A 20,027-nucleotide genomic window follows, 5' to 3' on the forward strand; every position below is an offset into this window, starting at 1 on the left:
TTGTTCTCACCTGTTCTTGATGGTCACGGACCTCCAGAAGCAACTTCGCCGCGTAGGCACGGGGAAAGACGCCAACTCGCTGCTGTCGCGACTTGACCTGGACATTCCAGTTGGATCCGCCCTCGCAGACGAGATCTTCCAGATGCTCTGGCACCACTCGATCCGCAACGATTGTCTCGGTCAGCAGTTGCGCGCTGAGCCAAGCTCCAACGACGTCTTGGAAGTGAAACCCGCGCGCGGCAATCCCGCCTGAGCGCGCGCGCGACCATATGTCCTCATCGATCGGCTCAGGGTCTTGTGGCCCGGACTCAGGCGGGGGCGCCAAGTGCTCCCCAACGGGACGCGGCGTTCTTCTCGAACGAGCGGGACTCTTCTTGCGCTTCCCGTTATGGGACTTGGCCATTGCCCAATGTTGTCATCCGCCGACGACGGAATGACGCAACTTGGATGTCCTGCCCTTGATGCCCCGTTCGGAACGTCTTGGCACGGTGGTCCAGATGCTCGTCCTGAGACCCAGCACGGGGAATCTGATCGACCGCCGAGACGTCAATCGAATGGTTGTGACGATCGCCAAGTGTCGCGGGCACCCGCCGACACATGAGCCCGCACTCGCTGCGTCACGCCAAGATCACGAACGCACTCGACGCCGGCGTCCCGCTCCGCGACGCGCAGATCTTGGCGCGCCACGCGGACCCGCCCACGACCGAGCACAACGACCGAGCCGCGGAAACCTCGACCGACACGGCGTCTACTTCCTCACCGCCTACGTCGCTGGAGTGTGAACGTCCTGCGTCCCATCGCGCAGAAGACCGTAAGAGCCCTGGATCGCGACGTGGGTGGAGTGCGCGCTTGCTGGCGTGGGGGCTGGTCACATCTTCCTGTGTGGCGAGTCGCCGGTCTGGAGCCGCCACTATGGTCAACCATTATTCCGACGGACAAGACCCAGACGAACGATGACGAGGATTTGGGTGACTATCGATACCGAGACCATGGGAGCGTTGACTGCCGCCGTGGCGTCGCTCTTGGGAGCGGCAGTAGCTCTCAATCAATTCACACTTCCGACCCGTCTTCGGCGACTTGAGCAGTGGGCACGGGAGGCGAGCGATGGATTGCCGCGCGGCTCACACGCGGAAGCACTCACTTCGATCCGGCTATGGGCCGCCGCTCGACTAGTGGGAGGGACGTACGTGCCTGCCCGCTACTTCGCTGAGGCGGCGCTCTGGATTGGGTTGGGCCCGACACTCGCCGCGCTGTTCGTTATTTCCGGGGAAACGCAGTGGCTCTTGCTTGGCCTACCTTTCACCGTCGCAGTGCCTGCGAGGCGCGGCATTCGTGTCTTCCTCGAGCGGCAACGAATAATCCGGCAGTTTCTGGCGGGTGAAGTCCTCGACCCTCCCCGGTTGAGGATGATCGATCAGATGGAGGGCGGCTATCGCCGTGAATTCGGGTTCGCCACACTCATCTCGGTTGGAGTATGTCTCATCGGCGGAGCTGCAGGCTGGCTGATCGAGGGCGAGCGGGACGGATGGTTTCTCCTGCCAGGCATTGTCGGTCTCGCGATGCTCTCTATTGCGCAGACGTGGCTCATGGCTCAGGCCGTCCGACCGCCCTCTCGGCTGCCGCAAGGGTCAAGCGAGCCGGCCACCGGTTCATAGCGGACAAAATTCGAGCGCACACGGTGCGTCACTCCGCTAAGCAGTCATTGCGACGCGATGAGGGCCAGACGAGGACGATGACACCGCCCACAAGTCCCAGGAAGGCGCCCCAGCTTTTGTATCCGCGAGGTCGCGGTGAGTTCGAGCTATGGGACGGCGAGGTGTCGAAGACTCATAAGTGTCGGACCTTCACTCGAGCCACAACTCGGGAAGATGTGCACGCAAGGAGGCCAAACCTCAGCCACTCTGAGTTAGGTTCCTGACCCACCGACCGGCACGAAGGCGGATTCCGATGACATCGATTCAGATTGGCTCCAACGCGTTCAATGGCGTTCCATTTCCGCTCGTGCTCGTAGATCGCTACTTCCACATCTACGAGCTTGACGGCTCGCTGAAAGTGGACGTCTTCCGGTGGATCCCAGCGTTCAAGACCGCCGTCTACGAGGTGGTTTCGAGCGTTCCAGTCGCAGAACGGATCGAGTCCAACCCCAACGGGGATGTCCTCTTCACGAGCGAAAACGGGAGCTTTGCCTACAAGTTCCGACCAGATCCCGAGAAGACTCAGCTATTCGGGAAGATCCCCGTCACCGACGAGCTCAGCGTTGAACTGAAGGATCACGCCCTGCGGGTGTACCGGGACGGCGCGCTGATGGTAGACGCTTCGAACAACTCCTTTGTTGGGAGCGCGATCGGGATCCTCATCGATGCCGAGGGCAACGTGGCATTCGGCGTATCGGCTCTGCCTGACGGGATGGACCTCACGGTGCGCGGGAACGGGCACCCGTAACGTCCAACCCAACGGACCGACGCGGCCCGCGGCCCGCGTCCCGGTACCCGGCACGCGGGCTCGGGTGTTCTCCAACGTCGTCGGGCCACCTTTGCTGTGCCAAACGATATGGGCACCGCCGAGATCTCCCACCCAAAGGCGATTTGCACTTCGAGCACGTCTCAATCGATCCCACAAGATCCGACTCTTGCCATCTCGCACGAGGTCAACCTGCCATTGGTGGCGGAGGTAGTGCCTGGCGCCGGGTGAGCCAGCCGCGTTTACGTGCTGATCGGTACGTCTTTCCACCGCGAGAGTGGACGTCCGACTACAAGCCTCGCTTGAGCCTTCCGTGCATCCGCTGTCCTCCGGGTGCGGCTCCCGACCGACGCCCGACGCGCCAGTTGCGTGCTCTGCGTCCCGCCGGCCTACTTCGACTTTCTCGTACTGACCCGCAAGCCTAGAAGGGCGGCTCGTCAGCCCAAGACGACGGATCTGGTGGGCCCCACGCCTCGGCAGCAGCGGACTGCTCATCGAGATCGTCATTGTGAGTAAGGGCCAGGGCGCGTTCAGCACCCTCGATCAATTCGGCGTAGTGCCGCAGTTGGATTCGTGCGTGATGACTGTTGAAGACGCGGATCGTCTCGTCGACCTCCTCGCGCGAGTAGCCGTCCACAAAGTCGGGGTGACCGATGAGTACGGTCGCGCTAGCTCGACGGGCGTCGACCTTGAACTTGGCGTAGATGGTGTCTCGGGATTCGTCTAAGTGAGTGAGATAGCCCATTACTTGCCCGACCGCGCGATTTGCCTCGACCCCGACCACCAACGGTACGTTCTCGATTTCGCCCGTGACCACAGCACGGTCCTTCGCGCCGCGGTACTGCTCGATTAACTTGGGGATGTTCGCTCCTTTTAGTTCCACGATGTGCAGCGCTCCGTCGGGCCGAAGAAGCGGAACATCCAAGACGTCGCCGACGGTGAGCGACTTGCGACGGTTCTCGCCAAGGTAGTCCCCGCCGAAGATCCAAGTCATCTGTTTCACCAGCGGGTGGATGTCATCTCGCTCAGAACTGCTTGGGTCCTCGACGACGCGCCGCAGTTCTTCGAGTTGCTGACGGCGGCGTTCAAGCTCTACCGCCTCCGCCACTAGTACGCCGCGCGGGGAGGAGGCCAGTGCAGCGACGAGGTCTGGTTGCGATCCTGCGAGCTCAATGAGGGCGACCGCGTCGCTGCCGCTGAGCTGGCCTTGGCTGAGTTGGTCAACGAGAGCCGCCGCATCGGTTCCTGCCGGGATGATCTTGTACTTGCCCGCCTCGGTGAACTCGTTGTTCAAGAGCATGCGGATACCCTCGATCTCCTCGTCACCCTCGCAATGCCAGCGATTTGTCGCTTTTTCGAAGTCGTATCCGCCGCCTTCGCTCAGAGACTTCGCCGACCATGTCTGCGCACGGAACTCGCGGCTTCGGATCTCGCCGGTACTCGCATCACCAATGGTCACCAGACTGACGGTCTTCCAAGCTTTGGGACCGGGATGCACGGTGACGGATTGGACATCCATCACCGTCGCGTCATCTCGATAATGCTGGGTTACCCTGACCAGCAGCTCGCGTGAGATGTTGTCCGTCTCCTCGGGAGTCAGCGAAGGCACGTCGTTCTCTCTCTCGAACGGGGCGACAGCGACAGCGACAGGCTACCCACGCTTGTTCGCAGACGCCGACATCCCGGCACGGCGCGCCGCCGTAGGTGCAAGAGGCGCAGAGGCCGTCGACCGATGTTCTGACCTGCGGTGAAGCTGCCCCAGGCGATGGCGTGAACTCTGACTCCACTCCCCACCCATCACTGGGTGCGTCATTCCGGGTTTGTTCGCGATTGAAGTCATCCTGCGCTCTCACAACGTTGATCGAACAGACTCCACCCGCGGCGAGCAAGGCGAACGCAGGCACCGAAGGACTCAGCGATTTCCCACAGGTCTCCGCCAGAGGTGTACTCAGCCATGCGGTCGGGATATCCGGGAACTCGACCCGTGCGCACGGCCTGCGTTGATGAGCGGGTGAACATAGGCCAAGGGAATCCGTGAGCGTCGCCACTATGGGTCCGCCACATCGCTTTGATGGAGGCCTGTTGACGGGCGTCTTGGAAAGCCACTTCGGCTGCTGCGTCAACGATGTCCGTTTCTGTCGGAGCTTGGGACGCGGTCAAGTCCGATGAAGCTAACCAGAGTGCGCGGACTGCATCGCGACGACGCCTGACTCGACCTATCGCGGTGGCGAGTTCGGCGGCGTCGACGTCTGGGGGATTTGATTCGAGATACTGGAGGTACCGACGGTGGACTTCGTGGACCGCTCGCAGGCCTCTCTGTTGTCGATCGTGGCGTAGATCGGGTGCTAGCAGCCAGACGCCTCGGGCTGCTCCGAGCAGTGCGCCCCTGAGTGCGGTCGGCATGGCGATCGGGAAGAGTTCCTTCGCTTCCACAGAAGCCCGAACCATGTTGAGGTGTTGGACGGCCGAGACAAGGGCGACCCGTGCCACTTGGTGCGACGCGAAGCCGGGCCATATCTGCGCATCCACATGTAGTTCACTTCCGCTCTGCGGCTCCTCGATCTGCGCAGATCGTGCACGCCACCGGTCAAGGTCCGGGTACGTATTGCGCATGCTTTGCAGCGCTACGCCTGCACGAATCTGTTCGGCGGTGAATTCGCTCATCGGGATCCGTTCTTTCCGCGTTAGTCCCGCGCCAGTGTGTCACCAACTCCGCCCGCCCCTGTCCGTGCAGCCTCGCGTCGAGGTGCGTCATGTAGCCGCCATTGACCCACCGCTGGCTTCATACGGGCGAGTTGACATGGCGGGTGGTCGAGTCCCCTCAGGAGGTGCGGCGCTTCTTCCATTCCGGCGTGCTGGTGATCGTTTTGGTTCGATCCGGCGGCTCGACCGTGCCGGTGTACTCGTCGGTGCGTTCGAGCACGTCGCGGTCGAGCATTTCGTTGGCGGTTTGGGTGTTTCCCTCGGTGAACGCGATCTTCAGGAGGTCCAGGTGGCATACCTCGTCGAAGGGGATTGAGGAGCACGCGATTTGCGCAGCCGTCCTGGCCGTTTCGAGGTCGCCGTCGGTCATGGATCGCGTGACCACGAGGTGGGCGACGTCGGCTAGTGCGGTTGCTGCGGTCTCGTGGATGCGGTTGTCGTCGTAGAGCCAGCTCCATCCGTGACCGGTCGGGATGGTGAACGGCGGACCGGTGACGAGTTGGAGCGCGACGAGTAGGTCGTTTAGTCCTTCGGCGCCGCGGGCGTGGCCGCGCGCTCTGAGGCGGCGAAACAGATCAAAGTCAGTGAGGAGGTCATCGATCTGATAGCCGGGTGTCCCGGTCTCGACGTAGAGGCGGGATGCGTCGCCGGCGGGTAGGTGGGGCAGTCCTGTGATCGGACTTGACCCGAGCCAGGCACGCAGGTCCCTGACGTCGTTGCGCATCCGGGACTCGCTGCGTCGGAACACTTCCGCGAGTTCTCGGGACACAACTCCTTCGGGATGCAGCGCGATGTATGCGGCGAGTTCGAGGAGCGCCGGCCGGCGCCGATCAGAGGGAGCGGTCGGCCCATGAGCAGAGAGGGCCACCGAACCAAGGACGGCGAGTTTCGGGAGACGGGATTCAGGGTCGAGCCACGCGGCGAGGTCACGGTCCAGATCAGGGTCGGCTTCGATCAGCTTGTCCGCCACGTGCTCCGGGACGACCGGCGCGAGTTCGGCGACGTCCTCGGCGGTGGTGGCGGCAGCGGCCACGTAGTCCCCAGTTGTCTCGGGCATGAGTGAGCGGTCACCCGCCGTCCCCAGCGGACGTGGTTGGACGAGGTCCTCGCGGATCGCTCCTGCTTGATCGATGAGGGACTGAAGGTCGTTCGCGGGGTGCTCGAAGACCGGGCTGGGCACGGTGGGGGTCTCGCGGGCAGCGTCGACGATGGCAGCGCAGGTTGTCGCCTCGGACTTCGTCAGTCCTGCTGCCTGCAGCTCCCGGTCCCCTTCTCTGATGCGGAGTCGGCCCGCCGGGTCCACCTCGACGGTCAGGGCGGCGGACGCCGCGGATGAGTCCACCGCGACCACGGCGACGCCGAGTCGTCGGGCGGGAGCAGCGACGAGGTCGCTCAGTTCAGCGTGATCGATGCCGCTGGCGGCGATGATGACGCGGAAGGGGTCGGGGTCTCCGGAGTTGGCGGCGTGGGAGGCGCGGATCTGATCGACCAGCGGTCTGATCTCTGCGGGCTCGGGGTGGTGGTGCAGGCGGAGGTCGTCGAGTCCGTGTAGTTCGGAGGCGACTCCGATGGTGTGGACCTCCACGAGGACGGACCAGGGACTGAGCGCGAGCTCTGCAGCGAGGTGGCGTGCGAGGGCGTCCACCCGCTCGGTGTCACCGGTCAGGTCGATGGTGCCGAAGCGCTCGAGGTTGAACAGCTCGAGTGCGCCGGTGTCGCTCTGGCCGATGCTCACGAGCAGGGGGTAGGGAGGCAGCGCGTCGATGTCCGGGAGGTCGGTGTCGGTAGTGAGAGTCCACCGCCTCCCGCTGCCAGACCACGGCGCCGGCAGGACGGCCGGCTCAGCCAGATGGATGTCCAGCGTGCCGGGGGTCAGCGAAACTTGCTCGACCTTCGGATGTGGTTCGGCCCGGGCATCGAACTCAGCGGCCAGATGCCGTAGGGCGCGGTCGAGGAGGTCCAGAGTCCCCGCGACTGCCACACCCACTTCGACCACGGTCTTTTCGGTCGGCTGAAGCTCGGTCGGGGTCGGGGCCAGGACCTCTCCAGGACGGCGGTAGCGCAGTTGGGTGCGCCGATGTGCTCGCAGCGCCAGGAAGAGGCAGCCGGCGAGCACGGTTCCGCCTGCCGCCAGGCCCGGGACGAGCCACCCCGGCGAGACGACGTCGTCGACTTCGGAGGATGCCGGAGTGGTCGTCGGTGTCGCGGAGTTGTCGGTCTCGGTGGTCTGCTCGATTGATCGCGGTGCTCGGGGCGAGATCGCTTCTTGCGGGGAGTGATCGGGGCGGGAGGATGTGACGCCGCTCTGGGCCGCCGGCTTGCGCGCAGTGAGGTCACCGGCGACCGGGATGGTGAGGCTCCATCCGGGGACGATCAGGTCCGGGTCAGTCAGACGGCCACCATCGGGTTGGTCGATGTGGGTGGAGGCGTCGAAGATCTCGCCATAACGTTCCGGTTCGCCGAGTTCGCGGTCGGCGATGTCCCAGAGGGTGTCGCCCTCCTTGACCACGTAGCTCGCAACTGAACTGTCGGCCTGGGTGTCCTCGATCGTGGGGACACGTAGCGCGAGTCCGATGGGGAGGAAGTCGGGTCGGTCCCCGAGGACGTCGCGGTTGAGGTCGGCCAGTTCGGTGTACCGGGTGCCGTCGCCAAGCACCCGCTGGGCGATCTTCCACAGGCTGTCACCGCGTCGGGTCGTGTAGGTCGTGGTGGCGGGTGTGGCCGGTTCGATTTGTTCTGCCGCAGGCAGGTCGGCCTCGCGGGGCACTGGCGCAGTAGGTGAGGCCGCGTGAAGGTCGTTGTTGAGTCGCGGGACCGGTACGGCGGCGTGAGTGGCCGGGACCGGGATCGAGGGAACGGACCCGGGTGTGGCGATGAAGGCCAGGGCGGCGACGGTCACGAGTTGACTGGCGGCGTGTTGGGGGAGCGCGAGTCCGGGGAGTGCCGGGATCCGGAGTCCGCGAATCTGGGCGATAATCTCGGCCACGAGGGTTGCAGTGACCACGGCCCAGGCGATCCAGACGGCGATGGTGAGCAGCAGCAGGGCCAGGGTGCCGTCGTCGCGGCGGGTGAGGATGCTGGGCAAGCCGGTGATGTCGTCTCCCGATGGAGTGGCTCCGATCGCCAGCAGGAGGACGGGGACGCCGGCAATGAAGGCGACGATGGCGAGGGTCGCGGCAATACCGTGGAGGCGTTGATGGGTCATTGTTCGGTCCCTCTCATGGTGCGGACGAGGCGCGCTGACGCGTGGCCGGTGACGGGTAGGTCACCGATGCCGACGAGGCTCAGGAACTTGGGCCGGTACGTGTCGGTGACGCGAACGGTGATGGTGTCGCCGCCCTGAATCGACACCGACCCGGTCACGCCGGCAGCGGAGAGGAAATCGCGGGCTGCTGTTCGACCGGCGGAGGTGTCGACGGCGAGGTAGCGGCCTTCGGCGGCCGGTGCGGCGGACACGTGTTGGCCGCCGGCTCGGGCTGCTTGGGCGGCGAGGTTGTGGGCGCGTTGTTTGGCGTGGACTTGGCCGCCGAGGTCGACGGCCAGCCCGACCAGGATGGTCATCACGATGGTGGTGGTGACGAGCCACAGGCTGATCGAGCCGCGCTCGCGCCCGCAGCAGGTCATGAGCGTTCCGTCCAGGTGTCGATCGGGCTGGAGGTGTGTGCCCGGATGGTCCGGGCTCCAGGGACGCCGGGGACGGCCAGGTCCGACAGGTCGACGCGGCACGTGACGGTCACGTCGACGGAGCCGGGTTCACCGACTCGTGTGGCGAAGCCGGAGACGTCGACCTCGACCGTGATCCGGGTGCAGTTGATCTGCTGGTTGGCCAGGCTGGCGCGGGCAGCGGCGGTTGCGTCGGTGCGGGCGTGGTCGCTGGTGCGGGCGATCGATGCGGAGCGGGCGGCGTCAGCGGCGGCGGACTCGACGGCTCCGTGGGCGATGGCGGTGCGGCCGCCGAAGATGATCAGCCCGACGAACAGGATGAAGGCGGGCAGCCCGATGACGGCCTCGATCGTGGCCGAGCCACGCTGTAGGCGGTTCATGGTGCGGTCAGCCGTTCGACGGGCAGCGATGCCGATTGGGTGACGGTGGGCGACCAGCCGGGGATGACGCTGAGGCTTCGCCCTTGGACGGTCACCGAGACCGTGGTGGCCGTGCGGGTGGCGGTCGCCCGCGACGAGGTGAGGACGTCGCGACCGCCGGCGTCGGCGATGAACGCGGTGGCGGCCGTCACGCCGTCGGATGCGCGGCCGGTCTCGCTGGCGGCGGCGTGGGCGCCTTCTTGGGCAGCGGCGATCGCCACGGCGCGGGCGTGGTGGAACAGGGCGGCCTGCATGCCGAGGAACATCACTGTGAACAGGGTGGGCAGCAGGATGATCAGTTCGACTGTGACCGAGCCGCGCTCGGCTTGCCGGTCAGCTGATCTGTCCGGCTTGTGACTGGACATAGGCCCGGATGGCGGCGACGGCGATGGCGACGATCGCGATCACGGCGACCGCCCACAGGACGTGCTCGGTGGTGACCGATCCGCGGCTTCGCCTGTGGTTGTGGTCCAGGGCGAGTTGAAGCATGAGCAGAAGACTGGTGAGTCGACTCATGGTGGGTGTTCCTTCCGTTGAGGGTTAGGTGTTGGTGAACATTCGCAGCAGGGCTGGGGTGACTAGTAGGGCCATGAAGATGACGCCGAGCAGGGAGCCGGGGATGGTCATGCGCTCGCCGATGGCGTTGGCTTCGGCGATCTCGTCGCCGAGCATGGCGGTGCGCATGGCCGCGGATCGGGCGCGCAGGTTCGTGTAGACGGAGGCGCCTTCTTCGCCGGACAGGCGCATGATGTCGGCGAAGTCGTCCAGTTCGGGGAGCCCGAGTTCGTCGGCCAGCGCATGGAGGGCGTCCCACGGGGGTTGGCCGGACCACCGGGATCGGGTGAGTTCTTCGCTGAGGCGGCGGAACACCCACGAGTCGCCGACGTTCGCGGCCGCTTCCATGGCTTGGCGCACCCCGGCGCCGTTGTTGCGCTCGAGGGCGACCAGGTCGATGTAGGCGCCCAGTGCGCGGGAGAATTCGATGCGGGCCTTGCGGGCGTCGTCGACGGCGTTGTAGTTCGGCAGGAAGAACATCACGCCCGCCAGGGCCAAGGATCCGAGGGCGGGGATCACGAACGGCAGGCCGAGCCCGAGCAGGTCGAACAGCAAGGCCAGCAGTGGCGCGATGAGCAGGCCGAGGCCGGCGAAGGCGAGCTTGTCGCCGTAGAACCGGGCGACAGGGATCCGCAGCAACGCGAGCTCACGGGTCGGTGTCCTGATCCACAGCGCCGGGGGGAGGTGTTTGATCGCCCACACGCCGATGCGTTCCTTGCCGCGAGGTGCTCCGCCGGCGTCGTCGCCGGCGCTGACCCGTCGTTGCGGTGAGAGCCGGTTGAGTGCGTCGACCAGATCGGGTTCGGCGGGAAGCGACCGCACGGCTAGCAGCACGAGTCCGAGGCTGATCAGCACGCCGGCGGTGAGCATCAGCTGCAGTCCGGTGGTCATGGTGCAACCCCGTCGGCGGCGGCAAGGAAGCGGGGCATCGGTCGGCCGATCGCCATGCGTTTCATCCACACGAGGGTGGCGACGTAGGTGACGAGCAGCAGGACGAGGATGACTTGCCCGAGCGGCGAGCGGTACGGCTCGACGTAGGTGCCCGAGATCGCCAGGACCACCAGCACGCCGACGCTGATGAGGGTGACCCAGCGGGCGGTGGCGCGGGGTTTGGCGCGGTCGGCTTCGATTTGGCGGCGTGCGCGCACGTCGGCGGCGACGGACTCGGCGAGTCCTTCCAGGACGCTGGCCAGTCCGGCGCCGCGGTGTTGCGCGCCGAGGATGAGGTTCGCGGCGACGAGGTCGCCGGTGGCGTCGTCGAGCTCGTCGGCGAACGCGCGCAGGGCGTCCTCGGTCTTCCACCGTGCCCGCAGCCGTGACACCAGACGGGTGACCTCGGGCTTGATCGCTGCCGGGGTCGAGCGCAGTGATGTGACCAGCGCCTGCTCAAGTCCGACGCCCACGGTGAGTACGCCGGCGAGTGTGCGGGTCCATTCCTCCATCGCCTCGAGCCGCACGATCCGCTGCTGCGCAGATGACGATGAGAGCAGGACCGGGAGACCGACGAATGCGACTGGCGTCGCGACCAGCGCCAGCACCCACCCGGTGATCGCGAACGCCAAGACGCCGGCGGCAGCGCCCGCGAGCAGCAGTCGCCGTGTGGGCTTGGACAGTCGCAGGGTTCGATGCGGTCGGGCCGGCCGGTCACCGTGCTCGCTCGGTTGTAGGCCGATGACCAGGCCCATCACGCCAGCGACGACGAGGGCACCCGCGAGAGTGGGGATGAGCACGATCATGCCCGCGCCTCCTGCTGCGCCAGGTAGGTCGCGAGATCGAACCCGTGGGCAGCCAGTGCCCGGTACCGGTCGGGCAGAACGGATGGGACGGCGACACCGTCCGGGCCGGGGGCGAAGACGTGGGTGGCGGCGTAGCCGGTTTCGCGTTCTCCGGGGTCGACGGCGATGATCTCGGCCACCCGGCGCCGGCGCCTGGGGGTGCCGTCGAGCGTGTCGGTGGTCATGTCCAGGTGGACGACGAGGTCGATGGTGGCGGCGAGTTTGCTGGTGGCCAGGTCGTGGGTGACGTGTGAGCCGGCTTCCATCGCGCAGGTCACGAGCTTGCGCAGTGCCGCGATGGCGTCGGTGGCGTGGGTGGTGGAGATCGAGCCGGTGCCGGACTCCATCGCCTTGATCATGGCCCAGATCTCGCGGCCGCGGACCTCGCCGACGATCTGGCGCTGCAGGTTGAATCGGAACGAATCCACCAAGGCCTCGTCGAGGGTGAACTCGCCTGCTTGGCGTCCGTCCACGCCTCGTTCGCCGGACCCGGGTCGGGCTTCCCAGGGGTGCACGATGCGGTGTCGGTCGGGGAGTTCGTGCAGGTGCAGCTCGTACTCGGTTTCGAAGGTGCCGATGGCTTCCAGCGGGTCGATCTCGGCGCACAGCGCGCGCACCAGGGTGGTCTTGCCGGCGCCTTGGCTTCCGGAGACGACGATGCTCTTGCGTGCTCGGACCGCGGCACGTAGAAACGACGCCGCCACGGGCGGGAGCATGTCCCGGCCGACGAGGTCGTCCAGGGTGACCTGCATCAGCCGATGTCGGCGGATCACCACGGAGGGTCGAGGTGTCACCCACGCCGCCGCGGCGAGTCGCGAGCCGCCGTCGAGGCGCAGGTGCAGGCGCGGTTGGGCTTCGGAGAAGCCGCGTGCGTTGACCTCGCTACGAGACGCGAGGAAGACGAGGAAATCGATCAGCTCCTCATCGGAGTCCGCGACGGGTGGACCCTCGAGGAGACTGCCATCGATGAGTTCGAGCAGGACCCGGTCGTGACCGGTGATGATGATGTTCTCGACCCGGTCGTCGTCCACCAGCGGCTGCAGCCGGCCGAGCCTGAAGAGGGAGTCGAACACGGCGCGGGCTGTCGCGTCCTGCTCGATCGGGGTCAGCGTCGCGGCGCCGTCGTTGACCCGATCGGTCAGCGTCGATTCGATCAGGTCGAGCACGATCGCTCGGCCGAGTTCCTGCTGCGCTGCCTGAGGCAGCCGGCCGCGGTCGGACGCCACGGTCTGGCTGAGTCGATCGGATGCCTGGGCCCGCAGCGTCGCGACGAGCGGCCAGTCGACGGGGACGGCGCTCGCCGCGTCGGAGGTGTGCAGTGGCAGGGTCTGGTGGAGGCTCCGTCCGGTCGGCACACTCAGCAGGGGCAGTGGGGTGGCGAACAGCGGCAAGTCGAGAAGCTCGGCGGCCAGACCGTCGGTGGGTTCAGTCGTCATCGCGCTGCTCCTTCGACGAGGTCGAGACGCTGGGCGCGGACGGCCGCATGGATCGCGGCGATCGCCGCGTTCAAGCTGCGCACGAGGGGAGCGGAGTCGAACTTGGTCGATGGCGGTGCCCCACGGTGGAGGACCGCCGCGGACTCCGGGTCGTCGGGGAGCGTTGCGAGGACCGGGAGTTTCACTGCCGCGGTGACCTCGCGCGCGCGGTAGGGGTTGCCCTCGCCGACGAGGAGCAGTTGAGGTTCGCGCCAGTGGACGAGCGACCGGGCGACGGCGTCGCCCCACGACCGGGTGGCCGACAGTGCGGGCAGTGACGTCCTGGTCGCGATGAGGACGAGGTCGGCGTTGTCCAGCAGGGGCGTGGGGGAGCCGGTCAGTCCGAGCCGTCCGACGTCGATGATGACGTCCTGGCCTGTCGACTCGAGGTCTCCGAGGACGACCGCCAGGGGCTCCCAGAGGTCCCGCAAGGCGGGGGCTTGGGTGTGAGATCTGGTGCCGGCGACGAACGAGACCTGGGTGTCGTCGATCGGTTCGGCGACCTCGGCGAGGGTGTCGGCGAGATCCGTGCCGGTGAGTGCCAGCTCGACGACGCCCGCCCGGTACTCGCGGGTTCCCCGGAAATAGCCGGCCAGCAGCCCGGACCCGCCGGTGGGGTCGGCCTCCACCAGCAGCACCGGGCGGGGCCAGCACAACGCCAACCCCAGGCAGGTCGTCGTCACGCCGGGAGATCCGGACGCGGAGGCGAGCGTGATGACGGCCATCTCAGCGCTCCCGACTGTCGAGAACGATGGCGACATTGCCGGTGGCCGCTCGTGCAGCGAGAGTGGCCGCTTCACCTTCGGCGACTTGCACGTCCACGACCAGCTGGCCGGTCTCCTCGGAGTATCGGGTGCCCACAACCTCGGCCCTACTGAAGGCGGGGGTCTGAGCGGGCGCCGCCTCCCCGGCCGGGGATGTGACCACAATTCGAACGTTGTCGCCGACCCGCAGCGGTTCCGACGGCGCCTGGGCCGGCGTGACCGCGACACCGACGACCGATGCACCGTCGGCCGGGACGACGGTCACAGCCATCGCGCTTCGGGTGACCAGGCCGCCTTCGGCGATGTCGAGTGCGGCGCGTTTGCCGACCACCGTGTCCAGTGCCGAGCCCGGCAGCGGGTCCAGCGCCGGGTCGGTACTGATCTGTACGCGGGCCAGATCATCAACCTCGATCACCGAACCCCGAGTGATCTCGGTTCGCGCCACCAGCACCTCAGTGCTGTTCGTGGTGGCGGTCCAGGCCCACGCTCCAAGGAGCCCGCCCAGGCCGATCAAGATGACTGCCGCCGCGACCAGACCAGGTCTGCGCCTGAGCTTGGGCGGGGGAGCGAGCGGGGGTCCGGCCGGACCCCCTGACCCGTGGTCGATGGTCCTGTCGTCACGAACGGCTGTACTCATGTTCACTGCCCTTCACCCCGGAGGCTCGCTACTGCACGAGCACCTGCGCTTCGCCGACGGCCACGCGGACCGACCTGACCAACCCGTCCAGGCGGATCACTCCGCTCTGGCCGGCGCCTTCCCACGACACCACCCACTCCGACGTCGCGGTGACCGTGAACCGGTCGTCCGGCAGACCACCGCTCGACGTCTCATAGGTGTGACCGCACGTCGGCGACTTCGACCTCCCGAATGCGGCCTTGTAGACCGTGCCCTTGTTCCGGCACGTGATCTTCGTGCCGTCGCCCATGTCCCAGCGGATGGTTTCCACGCGCGCGGTCGCCGTGATCGTGATACCGCCAGCGGATGCTGACGCCGCGATCGGCCCCCACGTGTGCTGGCTCGGCGAGGCGACCCACATCCACACGGGCATTCCTACGATTCCGATGCGGTCCGGGCCGGGTTCGGGCACGATCCCGATGTCGATCGCCCGCAGTCCCATTCGGTCGACGGCGATCTGGGCGACTTCTCTCGGTGTGGGACCGGCGCCTGAGTTCACCGGCGGAGTCGCCGACCAGATCTGGATCTGCAGATCAGTTTGCGGCTGCCAGCACTCATAGACGTTGCCGTCGCCCGGCTCATGCCCCTGCCACGCAGGATCACCGGCGACGGGTTGAGGGTCAGCGAGACGGACGTAGCAGTTCAGGGCGTTCGACCAGTACCCAAAATCGGTGCTGCACGGCACCGGACCCGGGGGAGGCTTCGGGATCCCGCTCTTCGTCCCATCCCAGTAGCAACTCGCTCCGGTCCCCGTGTCTTTTGGCCCGTCGCCTGGATCCGAAGCTTCTCCTTCGCCGCCCGGGACTTCGACCGTTACGAGGCAGGTCCCGTCCGAGGGGTCGATCTGGGCGCACTCTGGCTCCGCGAAGGCGCGGGCGCTCACGACGCATGTGAGGACGATGACGGCAGCGATGGTCGGCGTCAGGCCGCGGGCGTACACGGGGACTTCTCAAGGTCTTCGCCCCCGGCGACGCGCCACGCGCCGTCGGGGTCCTTTGACCACTCGTAGTTCGCGACTGTGTAGCGCGTCCAACCGGTGTCGGGCCGGGTAGGTGCGACGACGGATTTGCCGTCCTTGTCCACTACGTCAACGTTGCTGACGTCCCAGCACACATCGATGAAGACGGTCGGAACCTTGCCTGCTTTCGGATCTGAGTTGTCGAGGCTGACGGTCTGAACCTCGGAGTCCGCGATCATGGTTGAGCCTGTCTGGTGCTCGCCATCGCGACGTCGATTCGAGATCGACCGCTGGAGCGCGGTCAGCTGAACGCTTGTCGCTACCTTCTTCAAGCTCCGAATGGGTGTCGATGGATCTTGATTCAACTGATCGACGGTCGCGAAGTACGTCACCATGAGTTCCGTCGCGGTCGTCGCAGCGACGTCCGAGTCCGTCGGTGGGCGTGTGGTCGCAGCCGTCATAGGAGTCGGGGTAGATGGGCTGGCCGAAGGGGCTGCCTCGTCCTCGGAACACGCCGCCAGAACGACGAGCAGTACTACCGCCGTCGCCAGAACCCGCGTACCTCGTGTGGTCGTCATCGCCCCCGATGCCTGCCTTCCTCCACGGGTGACCCGGGGAGGACGCGGACGGCGCGACCACCGAAAACCGGTGAAGACGCCGTCACGACCTATTGAGCCACCGGAGGAACGAGAAGCGCAACTGTCTTTCATGGCTGATCTGCTCCTTCCGAATTCGTAGTCATGTACCGAAGGTGTGCCGTCGGTTCCGAACACCCCCTGCCGCCTGGGTGTTCGCGGCCGGTGTTTGGAGGGTTACACGTCTGGCAATTGAGGCGGGCTCAGTGAGAAGCAATCTGTGGATAACTCGGCCAGAACCGGGGCTGGGGTTCGCGGGACACCTTCACATTCGGGGAGGTGCGCACGACGATGACGGTGTCGATGAAGGTCATGTCGGCCGGTGACGGCTACAGGTACCTGCTCAAGAGCGTTGTCGCCGGAGACGGCGACCGGAGCTTGTCGACTCCCATGACCCGCTATTACGCGGAAGCTGGCACACCGCCGGGGCGATGGATGGGTTCAGGTGTCCGTTCGCTCGGCGATGACAGTTTGGCTTGCGGGGACCCGGTCTCCGAGGTGCAGCTCGCTCTGCTGATAGGGATGGGGCGACACCCCATCTCCGGCGAGCCGCTCGGTCGCCCCTTCCGTCAGTTCGCGTCGGTCAGCGATCGAGTCACGCTTCGGACCATGGAACTCAGCTCCAACCTCAATGCGGGGCAGCGCGCCGATGCCGTTGCGCGCATCCAGGCCGAAGAGCGAGAGTTGGGGGACCGTCGGGCGGTGGCCGGGTTCGACTTCACCTTCTCGGTGCCGAAGTCGGTTTCGGTGTTGTGGGGTGTGGCTGACGCCGGCACTCAAGCACTCATCGTGGACGCCCATCACCGAGCTGTGGCCGAGGTGATGGATTTGCTCGAACGCGAGATGGCCACGACGCGCACGGGCCGTAGTGCCGGGGACGGAGCGGTCGTCCAGGCTGACGTCGTTGGCGTCATCGCCGCGGCATTCGATCATTGGGACTCGCGTCTTGGTGACCCCCAGTTGCACACCCACGTGGTGGTCTCGAACAAGGTCAAGACGCTCGGGGACGGACACTGGCGGGCTCTGGACAGTCGGTCACTGCATGCCGGTGTCGTGGCCATCTCTGAGCACTACAACGCTGTTCTGGCTGACCGGATCACCCGATTGTTCGGGACCGAGTGGGTGCAGCGCGACCGGGGCAAGGACCGGAAACCAGGATGGGAACTTGAGCTGGTTCCGGACCGGCTAGTGCGAGAGTTCTCGGGCCGGGCAAGGGCGATCGAAGTCGAGAAGAATCGGCTCATCGAGGAGTATGGCGCCACTCACGGGAGAGCCCCGTCGAGCACCACGGTGATCCGGCTGCGCGCCCGAGCCACGTTGGCGACCCGTCCTGCGAAGCACATGAGTTCCCTGGCCGACCTGACCGACGCTTGGCGGACCCGAGCGGCCGCGATCCTCCAAGTCGACTCCACAGCGTGGGCGCGACGACTGACCGCCGCTTTACCGGTACGTCCGGCTCTGCGGGTCGATGACATCGATCTCGACGTCATCGCCCGGGTGGCACAGACGGTGATGGAGGTCGTCAGTGAGAAGCGAGCGACCTGGCGGCACTGGAACCTGTGGGCGGAGGCTTCCCGTCAGACGATGGGGTGGCGGTTCGCCGCCGCCGAGGATCGCGAGCGTGTTCTCGGATTTATTGTCGACGAGGGCAAACGACGGTCGCTGCAATTGACGCCTCCGGAGCTCGCGTCGAGTCCCGCAGACTTCACTCGGTCCGATGGGACGTCCCGGCTTCGACCCCGGCACGGCGTGGTCTACAGCTCGAGCGAGCTGTTGGCGGCGGAGGATCGGCTGCTCGCCCGGGCAGAAGATCGAGGCGGACCGGTCGTGGACGCGAACGTCATCGAGCAGGCGACTCGACCGAAGAGATACGAGAAGGCGTTCAGCGATGAACAGATCGATGCGCTCGCACGGATTGCGGGATCAGGACGCCGGGTCGATCTGCTCATAGGTCCGGCGGGCGCAGGCAAGACCACCGCGATGCGGGCGTTGCGTCGGGCATGGCAGACGACGCACGGCCCCGACAGCGTGGTCGGTCTCGCACCCAGCGCCGCGGCGGCGCACGTCCTGGCTGAAGACCTGGGCATGGCGTGTGAGAACACGACCAAGTGGCTGCACGAGTTCAGCCAGGGACGGGCCGCGTTCCCTGCCGGTGAACTCGTCATCATCGACGAAGCCACCCTTGCGGGGACCCTCTCGCTGGATCGGCTGACCGGGCTCGCCGAGGCCTCCGGCGCGAAAGTCCTGCTCGTCGGTGACTGGGCTCAGCTGCAGTCCGTTGATGCCGGGGGAGCGTTCAGCCTGCTCGCGCACGCTCGGCACGACGTTCCCGAACTCACCGAAGTCCACCGCTTCACCCATGAGTGGGAGAAGGCTGCCTCACTGGACCTGCGCGCTGGGCGACCCCGCGTCTTGAAGGTCTACCAGCGTCATGACCGCATCCACGAGGGCCCGACCGCCCAGATGATCGATGGGGCCTACCTCGCGTGGCGCGACGACGTCCGTGCCGGTCGCGCGAGCGTCCTCGTCACCGACTCGTCGCACTCCGTGACCGAGTTGAACACGCGAGCCCGCGCTGAACGTATCCTCAGCGGCGAGACCGAAGCCGACAGCGAAGTCCGGCTCGGAGACGGCACCCACGTTTCCGCGGGCGACCTGGTCATCACGAGGAACAACGACCGACGCATTCGACCGCAGCGAGGAGGCTGGGTCCGCAACGGCGACCGATGGCAGGTCGACGCTGTGCGTAACGACGGCTCGCTACAGGTCCGGCGGTCGGGGGCACCAAACGAAGGATCGGTCAGCTTGCCGGGTCCGTATGTCCGCGAGCACGTGGAACTCGGCTACGCCGTCACCGCGCACCGCGCCCAGGGCGTAACAGTCGATACGGCCCACGTGGTGGTGTCCTCATCGACCACCCGCGAGAACCTCTACGTCGCCATGACACGGGGTCGCGAATCCAACGAGGCCTACGTCGCCTTGGACCAGCCAGACGACACCCACACGGCGCCCCAGGACTCGGACCTGTCCGCCATGAGCGTCCTGAGCGGGGTGCTTCGGAACGTCGGTGCCGAACTGTCAGGGCACCAGATGATCGAATCTGAACAGGAGCGATGGTCTTCCATCGCCCAGATCGCAGCCGAATACGAGACCATCGCCGCTGCCGCCCAACACGATCGTTGGGTGAGAGTCCTCGAAGCCTGCGGCCTCACTTCTGAGCAGTTCGAGCACGTCCTCAACTCCGAGTCCTTCGGACCGCTCACCGCAGAACTTCGTCGAGCCGAAGCTCATCACCTCGACGTGGAAGCCGAACTGCCGCTACTCGTGAATCAACACACCCTCGTTGACGCCGACGATATTGGAGCCGTCCTGGCGAGCCGCTTGCGACGTGCGACGTCCCGCCGTCGATCGGGTCGCCAACCCGTACCCAACATGATCGTGGGACTCATCCCCATCGCCGGGGGACCAATGGCCGCCGATATGGCCACCGCGCTGAAGCAACGGCAAGAGCTTCTTGAGACACGCGCCGCAGCGCTAAGCGAAACGGCCCTCGCGAGGAACGCTCGCTGGACACGGAAGTTGGGTCGTCCACCGACGAGCAGTACTCTCCACGACCAGTGGCTCCGCGAGCTCAGGACCGTGGCCGCATACCAGGACCGCTACGCAATTGACCCCGCCTCGCTCTTGGGTGATGTCGACTCTGACGCACAGGCTGCGGACCGCGCACGGGCGCAAGCGGCAGTCGACAGAGCGCGCAGGCTCGGTGCTAAGAACGTCGACAGTTTGGATCGGCGGACCACGCAGAGCGAACCCGAGGTGCGTCGGCTCTGAGAACCCTGGGTACGGTGGGCCGGCCATTGTCGACGAGGTCGACCAGCGTATTCATGGCGAGGCGCTCGGCCCCGACGAACGGCCCGGCGATCCGCATGCCGCGCTTAGCCGCT

At 66.3% G+C, this 20,027-nt stretch carries 17 protein-coding genes; 4 read left to right on the forward strand and 13 right to left on the reverse strand.

Going from position 1 to position 20,027, the window contains the following annotated elements; all coding sequences use genetic code 11:
- Positions 1–19: 19 nt before the first annotated feature.
- The 3 genes from O3S82_RS04215 (at position 20) to O3S82_RS04225 (ending at position 2,442) form a co-directional block, all read left to right on the forward strand.
- Positions 20–253, forward strand: coding sequence for a hypothetical protein (locus tag O3S82_RS04215; RefSeq protein ID WP_269305755.1), 234 nt, complete (start codon positions 20–22; stop codon positions 251–253).
- 934 nt (positions 254–1,187) lie between these two features.
- Positions 1,188–1,655, forward strand: a complete 468-nt coding sequence (locus tag O3S82_RS04220) for a hypothetical protein (RefSeq protein WP_269305757.1) — start codon at positions 1,188–1,190, stop codon at positions 1,653–1,655.
- 292 nt (positions 1,656–1,947) lie between these two features.
- A complete protein-coding gene (locus tag O3S82_RS04225; RefSeq protein ID WP_269305758.1) occupies positions 1,948–2,442 on the forward strand; it encodes a hypothetical protein in 495 nt (164 codons plus the stop codon).
- A gap of 439 nt (positions 2,443–2,881) precedes the next feature.
- Here O3S82_RS04225 and O3S82_RS04230 read toward each other — a convergent pair whose 3' ends face one another.
- The 13 genes from O3S82_RS04230 to O3S82_RS04290 form a co-directional block, all read right to left on the reverse strand.
- On the reverse strand, positions 2,882–4,069 hold the full coding sequence (locus O3S82_RS04230) for a hypothetical protein (RefSeq protein WP_269305760.1): 1,188 nt from the start codon (positions 4,067–4,069) through the stop codon (positions 2,882–2,884).
- Positions 4,070–5,281: 1,212 nt separating this feature from the next.
- Positions 5,282–8,368, reverse strand: coding sequence for a LysM peptidoglycan-binding domain-containing protein (locus O3S82_RS04235; protein WP_269305762.1), 3,087 nt, complete (start codon positions 8,366–8,368; stop codon positions 5,282–5,284).
- Positions 8,365–8,787: a pilus assembly protein TadG-related protein gene (locus O3S82_RS04240; RefSeq protein WP_269305764.1), complete on the reverse strand. Its 423-nt coding sequence runs from the start codon at positions 8,785–8,787 to the stop codon at positions 8,365–8,367. Before O3S82_RS04240 ends, O3S82_RS04235 begins: the two co-directional genes overlap by 4 nt.
- Positions 8,784–9,206 (reverse strand): TadE family protein, encoded by a 423-nt coding sequence (locus O3S82_RS04245; protein ID WP_269305766.1) that lies wholly within the window; start codon positions 9,204–9,206, stop codon positions 8,784–8,786. The genes O3S82_RS04240 and O3S82_RS04245 overlap by 4 nt, the downstream gene beginning before the upstream one ends.
- On the reverse strand, positions 9,203–9,610 hold the full coding sequence (locus tag O3S82_RS04250) for a TadE/TadG family type IV pilus assembly protein (protein ID WP_269305767.1): 408 nt from the start codon (positions 9,608–9,610) through the stop codon (positions 9,203–9,205). The genes O3S82_RS04245 and O3S82_RS04250 overlap by 4 nt, the downstream gene beginning before the upstream one ends.
- Entirely contained in the window at positions 9,579–9,761 is a 183-nt protein-coding gene (locus tag O3S82_RS04255) for a hypothetical protein (RefSeq protein ID WP_269305770.1), read from the reverse strand. Before O3S82_RS04255 ends, O3S82_RS04250 begins: the two co-directional genes overlap by 32 nt.
- A 24-nt stretch (positions 9,762–9,785) precedes the next feature.
- A complete protein-coding gene (locus O3S82_RS04260; RefSeq protein ID WP_269305771.1) occupies positions 9,786–10,691 on the reverse strand; it encodes a type II secretion system F family protein in 906 nt (301 codons plus the stop codon).
- Complete coding sequence (locus tag O3S82_RS04265) at positions 10,688–11,536, reverse strand: type II secretion system F family protein (RefSeq protein WP_269305773.1); 849 nt, start codon at positions 11,534–11,536, stop codon at positions 10,688–10,690. Before O3S82_RS04265 ends, O3S82_RS04260 begins: the two co-directional genes overlap by 4 nt.
- Positions 11,533–13,011, reverse strand: coding sequence for a CpaF family protein (locus tag O3S82_RS04270; protein ID WP_269305775.1), 1,479 nt, complete (start codon positions 13,009–13,011; stop codon positions 11,533–11,535). The genes O3S82_RS04265 and O3S82_RS04270 overlap by 4 nt, the downstream gene beginning before the upstream one ends.
- Entirely contained in the window at positions 13,008–13,775 is a 768-nt protein-coding gene (locus O3S82_RS04275) for a hypothetical protein (protein WP_269305777.1), read from the reverse strand. The genes O3S82_RS04270 and O3S82_RS04275 overlap by 4 nt, the downstream gene beginning before the upstream one ends.
- Before the next feature lies 1 nt (position 13,776).
- On the reverse strand, positions 13,777–14,328 hold the full coding sequence (locus O3S82_RS04280; protein ID WP_269305779.1) for an SAF domain-containing protein: 552 nt from the start codon (positions 14,326–14,328) through the stop codon (positions 13,777–13,779).
- A gap of 151 nt (positions 14,329–14,479) precedes the next feature.
- Positions 14,480–15,430: a hypothetical protein gene (locus tag O3S82_RS04285; RefSeq protein ID WP_269305781.1), complete on the reverse strand. Its 951-nt coding sequence runs from the start codon at positions 15,428–15,430 to the stop codon at positions 14,480–14,482.
- The gene (locus O3S82_RS04290) at positions 15,412–15,909 is read right to left on the reverse strand and encodes a hypothetical protein (protein WP_269305783.1); all 498 of its coding nucleotides are present in this window, start codon (positions 15,907–15,909) and stop codon (positions 15,412–15,414) included. Before O3S82_RS04290 ends, O3S82_RS04285 begins: the two co-directional genes overlap by 19 nt.
- Before the next feature lie 453 nt (positions 15,910–16,362).
- Here O3S82_RS04290 and mobF point away from each other — a divergent pair, with 453 nt between their 5' ends.
- Positions 16,363–19,914: a MobF family relaxase gene (mobF, locus tag O3S82_RS04295; RefSeq protein WP_269305785.1), complete on the forward strand. Its 3,552-nt coding sequence runs from the start codon at positions 16,363–16,365 to the stop codon at positions 19,912–19,914.
- Positions 19,915–20,027 lie beyond the last annotated feature (113 nt).

Source organism: Aeromicrobium sp. HA, from assembly GCF_027171405.1.
GTDB classification, from domain to species: Bacteria; Actinomycetota; Actinomycetes; order Propionibacteriales; family Nocardioidaceae; genus Aeromicrobium; species Aeromicrobium tamlense.

What these genes read in the sequence shown, in the direction of transcription:
- O3S82_RS04215 (WP_269305755.1), top strand. Translation starts at nt 20, where the DNA reads ATGGTCACGGACCTCCAGAAGCAACTTCGCCGCGTAGGCACGGGGAAA.
- O3S82_RS04225 (WP_269305758.1), top strand. Translation starts at nt 1,948, where the DNA reads ATGACATCGATTCAGATTGGCTCCAACGCGTTCAATGGCGTTCCATTT.
- O3S82_RS04235 (WP_269305762.1), bottom strand. Translation starts at nt 8,368, where the DNA reads ATGACCCATCAACGCCTCCACGGTATTGCCGCGACCCTCGCCATCGTC.
- O3S82_RS04240 (WP_269305764.1), bottom strand. Translation starts at nt 8,787, where the DNA reads ATGACCTGCTGCGGGCGCGAGCGCGGCTCGATCAGCCTGTGGCTCGTC.
- O3S82_RS04245 (WP_269305766.1), bottom strand. Translation starts at nt 9,206, where the DNA reads ATGAACCGCCTACAGCGTGGCTCGGCCACGATCGAGGCCGTCATCGGG.
- O3S82_RS04250 (WP_269305767.1), bottom strand. Translation starts at nt 9,610, where the DNA reads ATGTCCAGTCACAAGCCGGACAGATCAGCTGACCGGCAAGCCGAGCGC.
- O3S82_RS04255 (WP_269305770.1), bottom strand. Translation starts at nt 9,761, where the DNA reads ATGAGTCGACTCACCAGTCTTCTGCTCATGCTTCAACTCGCCCTGGAC.
- O3S82_RS04260 (WP_269305771.1), bottom strand. Translation starts at nt 10,691, where the DNA reads ATGACCACCGGACTGCAGCTGATGCTCACCGCCGGCGTGCTGATCAGC.
- O3S82_RS04265 (WP_269305773.1), bottom strand. Translation starts at nt 11,536, where the DNA reads ATGATCGTGCTCATCCCCACTCTCGCGGGTGCCCTCGTCGTCGCTGGC.
- O3S82_RS04270 (WP_269305775.1), bottom strand. Translation starts at nt 13,011, where the DNA reads ATGACGACTGAACCCACCGACGGTCTGGCCGCCGAGCTTCTCGACTTG.
- O3S82_RS04275 (WP_269305777.1), bottom strand. Translation starts at nt 13,775, where the DNA reads ATGGCCGTCATCACGCTCGCCTCCGCGTCCGGATCTCCCGGCGTGACG.
- O3S82_RS04290 (WP_269305783.1), bottom strand. Translation starts at nt 15,909, where the DNA reads ATGACGGCTGCGACCACACGCCCACCGACGGACTCGGACGTCGCTGCG.